Consider the following 3,649-nt stretch of genomic DNA (forward strand, 5'->3'; position numbering starts at 1 on the left):
CTTTAAATAATCTGCGTCTCATTATCCAACCACTTTTACTATTTTGGTTGATTTATCCCTGGTTAAGTATTTTCCCTAATTCACATTTATTCCTGGGATTCAATCATTTAATTACTGCCATGAATCAATTTAAACCCTGTTATGCTTCTGGATGATTAAGCTCCTGAACTACTTGCTTATATCGGAAAATGACAGAAGAGGGATATAGTAATCCTAAATGATTTGTGAGAAAACACTATATTCATGCAACTTAGGATAGTCAAAAATTTGACATCAAACCTGGAATCACGATTGCTGACCATTTTTTGGGAATCGATACCCTGTTATTTTTATATTCCTCATCTTTATAGGAAGACAGGCTGACCGCCAGTGACGGGAATAACCGCGCCTAAAACGTAACTGGCTTCGGAAGAAGCTAGCAGCACGTATACTGGTGCAAGTTCGGCTGGCTGTGCGGGGCGTTTCATTGGGTACTGCTGCCCAAACTGTGTCACCTGTTCGTTTGGCATCGTCGCCGGGATTAATGGCGTTCACACAGGGCTCGGCGCGACAGCGTTAACCCTTGCGATCGCAAGTTGAACATTTAGTAGAACTTATGATTTAGACGGCAAAGGGAAATGTCTCTGGTGGTTCAGTTGTTTCCCAAGGGGGAGTGCGATCAAGTGGTTGCACTCCCGTAGTATCATCAATATGGATTACAGCATCAAACTGGTCAGGTAGTCGAGCACAGAAATAGTGGCTTTGACGCTCGGTTTCTGGCGTATAAATTACACCGATTGCCCGCTCTAATCGCGATTTTTCTAGTCCTGTAACTGCTTGATTTTTTTGTCGTAAATTCAGCAAAAACTGAGGTAAACCTACTTCATGAAATAAAGCTTCGTAACTGTCAGATAATGCTGGACGAACTTGTTTAAGTTCAGGTAAATCACCCCAACCAGAAGCAGCCGTAACTGTACCCGTATAAGTTGTAAAGCCTACAAGTACAGCATCGTCACCATATTTATCTCGTACCAATTGCCCGACGTTGAGTTTATCGGCAATTCCCATATCGGTTGCTCGCACATAACCCAGGTGCGTGTTATGCGCCCAAACCACAATCTTTGAACGGTTTCCTCGCTTATCTAAATGGGCGACGAGGTGATCTAGGGTTTCTGCCATGTAGCGATCACGTATGTTCCAAGATAGCACCTGTCCCTGAAACATTGAACGGTAGTATTCCTCGGCATTCTTCACCAGTCGGGCGTTCTGTTCAACATAGAAAAACTCGTCTTGTGCAACCTGACCATCACGCCCTGCATAATCTGCAATCCGGCCTTGCAATTCCATCAATTGATTAACAACTTCTTTCTCACAAGACTCGCTCAGATCAAAAGCAGCCGCATACCCATAAGCTTTGGTATCTTCTTCAAAATGTTCCAAGCAAGAATATCGGCAGCGTGCCCGTTGTGCGGCTTCTGGGTCAACTTTATCCAGGTAAGTAAGAACCTCGCTTATTGAGGTATACATACTGTAAAGGTCAAGCCCGTAAAAGCCAACTTTGTTTCCATTCTGCGGTAATGCATCATTATACTGACGTAGCCAACCGATAAAGTTCACCACATCCGTGTTGCGCCACATCCAAGGTGGAAAACCCTTAAAGCCTGCGATCGCTTCAGCAGGTGTAGGGTCGTCACTAATTCCCCGTACATATCTATTAACACGGTAGGCATCTGGCCAATCTGCCTCCACTGCTATAGCCGTAAAACCTTTTTCTTGAATCAACCGCTTATACCAAATTATTGTGAAGCTGCATGAAACTATAGAAAGCTGGAATGATTGCCAAGCATACTTTCTAGCCTTTTCATTCTATGCAACTTCATACAAAATTGGTATCCGGCTTCCGGCTCAAGCGCTCTGACTTGACGGATCAGGGAGATACCATCATCATCTGGCATCCTAATATCTGCTAGAAGCAGATCGTATCTGCCAGGAGATTCAGTTAGAGCGGCGATCACTTCCCTTGCCGATGTAACAACTACTACTTCAGCCCCGAAGTCTGATAACATCCACTTGATTAAGTCGCGGCTATCGGCTTGATCGTCTACAGCCAAGATGCATAACCCTTCAAGGGTAAGGGATGAATTTTTACCATCTAATGTATCTGGAGTCTCTGATAAAAGGCTCGGTTTTAAATAAGTTGGCGGTGTAATTTCTGGCAGCATTGAGCGCAGAGGCAGCCTGATGCTGTATGTTCGCTGATTTTAAGGCAGTCAAAGGAATTAATTCCTTGAGAGGTAATGGTTAAGAGGATTTTTGAAGCAACTCCCTGATGAGAGTGGATTTGGGGGTAGTGTGAGTAGAGAATTGTGTTAGGTGATGGTGCATTGATGAGGGAGACAGAAGTAAAAATAAGCTCCGAGCGGATAGACGATATTCCATTAATAGTTGAATGGCTTGCTCAGATAGAGATAGCCAAACATATCGACCAAAAACTGAAGGAACCGCACGGAAACCACCAAGGAATGAGCTACGGGCAGTTGAGTGTATTATTACTAACGTATATAATTACTCAATCAGACCATCGGCTATGGGCTTTGTTGCATGGGTAGAAACACATCGAAAGATTTTGGAATTGACAACGGGGTGGTCGATAGGAAACAAAGATGTCAGCGATGACCGATTGGCAAGGGTAATAGAAGAATTAGGCAAGCAATCACTTGCTAGACAGGAAATAGAAATTAAATTAGTCAGGCAGATAATTAGAGCATACGAATTACCGACAAAAATTGCACGCACAGACACAACAAGCTTCAGTGTAAATCACGAAAATACTAGTCATTTAGAAGACAATCTATTGCGTCATGGCTACTCTAAAGATAAACGCCCAGACTTATTGCAATATCGTCAGTTACTAGCAACGCTCGACCCGATGGGAATGCCGTTAGTCAGCGCCACTCTTGAAGGCAATGGAGCCGATGACCCTTTATATTTTCCCACCTGGCAAAAGATACGAAAAGTAATTGGGCACAAACATTTTGTCTTCATCGCTGACTGTAAGGCTGGTTCGATCTCAACTCGTGCCAACATCGCATTAAATGGAGGATTTTACTGTGTTCCCTTGCCAATGAGCGGACAAAACCCCCAATTGCTCAAACAATGGGTAAAACAACCATCAACAGAAATCATCGATATTCGTTTACCCCAACAAGAAGAACACGAAACTGCTGTTGGTAGAGGTTTTGAGATTGAGTTGGGTAAGTTTTGGTTAAATCCAGAAACAAATAAATGGGTTCGTTGGCACGAACGCTATTTGGTAGTTTATTCCCACAAGCTTGCTTTAGGAGCGATTGATAGTCAAAACAAACGCATCAATCAAGCTCAACTTGCCTTGGAGAAATTAGCCAATAAACCAGGAACTGAGCTAGATGTGCTTACTCATAAGGTTGAGAATATCCTCAAACGCCATCGCGTTACTAATTTTTTATCAACTACGATTACAGAACAAACACTAACAAAAACTCGCCATCAAAGACGAGGACGACCCTCGAAGAATACTCTACAACAACAGGTTACTTCGACACGGCTTCAACTCCAATTTGAGAAAATTGATAGTGCAATTGTTGAAGCAGAAACTTTGGCTGGTTGGCGATTGTACGTAACTAATGCACCT

The 3,649-nt window shown here is 43.1% G+C and carries 3 protein-coding genes and 2 pseudogenes; 2 read left to right on the plus strand and 3 right to left on the minus strand.

The window, feature by feature from the left end:
• A pseudogene (locus H6G97_RS47595) lies at positions 1–155 on the plus strand (IS701 family transposase); the annotation flags it as partial.
• A gap of 189 nt (positions 156–344) precedes the next feature.
• Here the strand turns inward: H6G97_RS47595 and H6G97_RS47600 are convergent.
• The 3 genes from H6G97_RS47600 to H6G97_RS47610 form a co-directional block, all read right to left on the minus strand.
• Complete coding sequence (locus H6G97_RS47600) at positions 345–509, minus strand: SDR family oxidoreductase (protein WP_422394286.1); 165 nt, start codon at positions 507–509, stop codon at positions 345–347.
• 91 nt (positions 510–600) lie between these two features.
• Positions 601–1,761, minus strand: coding sequence for an erythromycin esterase family protein (locus H6G97_RS47605; protein ID WP_199350150.1), 1,161 nt, complete (start codon positions 1,759–1,761; stop codon positions 601–603).
• A gap of 35 nt (positions 1,762–1,796) precedes the next feature.
• A complete protein-coding gene (locus H6G97_RS47610) occupies positions 1,797–2,201 on the minus strand; it encodes a response regulator (RefSeq protein WP_190947318.1) in 405 nt (134 codons plus the stop codon).
• Positions 2,202–2,366: 165 nt separating this feature from the next.
• Between H6G97_RS47610 and H6G97_RS47615 the strand changes: the two are divergent.
• A pseudogene (locus H6G97_RS47615) lies at positions 2,367–3,649 on the plus strand (IS1634 family transposase); the annotation flags it as partial.

This window comes from Nostoc flagelliforme FACHB-838 (assembly GCF_014698065.1).
Classification (GTDB): domain Bacteria; phylum Cyanobacteriota; class Cyanobacteriia; order Cyanobacteriales; family Nostocaceae; genus Nostoc; species Nostoc flagelliforme_B.

Bases quoted from the DNA above. Each gene is read 5' to 3' on its own strand.
- H6G97_RS47600 (WP_422394286.1), bottom strand. From the start codon at position 509: ATGCCAAACGAACAGGTGACACAGTTTGGGCAGCAGTACCCAATGAAA.
- H6G97_RS47610 (WP_190947318.1), bottom strand. From the start codon at position 2,201: ATGCTGCCAGAAATTACACCGCCAACTTATTTAAAACCGAGCCTTTTA.